Origin of the sequence: Phaeodactylibacter xiamenensis, from assembly GCF_000759025.1 — a bacterium.
GTDB classification, from domain to species: domain Bacteria; phylum Bacteroidota; class Bacteroidia; order Chitinophagales; family Saprospiraceae; genus Phaeodactylibacter; species Phaeodactylibacter xiamenensis.
This window is the reverse complement of sequence record NZ_JPOS01000160.1, coordinates 1-662: the sequence shown is the minus strand read 5'-3', so window position 1 is coordinate 662 and position 662 is coordinate 1. Positions and strand designations below refer to the sequence as shown.

2 protein-coding genes are annotated in these 662 nt (G+C 34.1%); both read right to left on the bottom strand.

The annotated features are described in order from the left end of the window. On the bottom strand, positions 1–233 hold a 233-nt coding region (locus IX84_RS34275; protein ID WP_238578364.1), incomplete at its 3' end, for a hypothetical protein. 5 nt (positions 234–238) lie between these two features. After that, a complete protein-coding gene (locus IX84_RS30505; protein ID WP_152605321.1) occupies positions 239–583 on the bottom strand; it encodes a hypothetical protein in 345 nt (114 codons plus the stop codon). Between the last annotated feature and the right edge of the window lie 79 nt (positions 584–662).

Genomic DNA, 662 nt, shown 5'->3' with positions numbered 1-662 from the left:
TTCGTATCGAATTTGCTCTGGGGCGATTGATATACCGGCTGAATGGTTACCTCAAATTTAAGCTCTAAGCGATCATGATAAAAATAGGGTTTAAAGCTATACTTTTCAGGAGTAGTCCCTATTTCCTCGAAGTAACAAACTTCGTTAAGTTCGATTTTTTCTTCTTGAGCGTTGATCGACGTAATTAGCAATATGAATCCAATCGCAGTACAAAATAAGTTCCTTTTCATCATTAAAATCATTTATTCATGTCAAAATAATAGATCATGCCACCAATAATAAAAAACAATACAAATGCAACTAATCTTAGATTTCCGTTAAATCTAGATGCAGCAATTTCTTCAGCAGAAAGCTCTCTCTTCTTTCCTGTCTTCACACTTTTCCAACCGTCAACTCTATAGCCATCTTTATACCTTTTATCCCTTTTTCTTATTGGTTTCTCTTCATATATAGCCATTCTTGTCTTTGTAAATTCAATTATCATCATTCCAATGACATAAACAATCCCAAAAGGAATTATCATAATCAAGAGGTTTACAATAATGGTTTTTGGTACTGATTTTTTTGTTATTATGGGTTGCATTATTTGTTTGTTATTTATTGCAGCGAACGGCCCGGGCTACCCGCAGGCCCGGATTCTTGAAATTAATCTTTTCATTCCA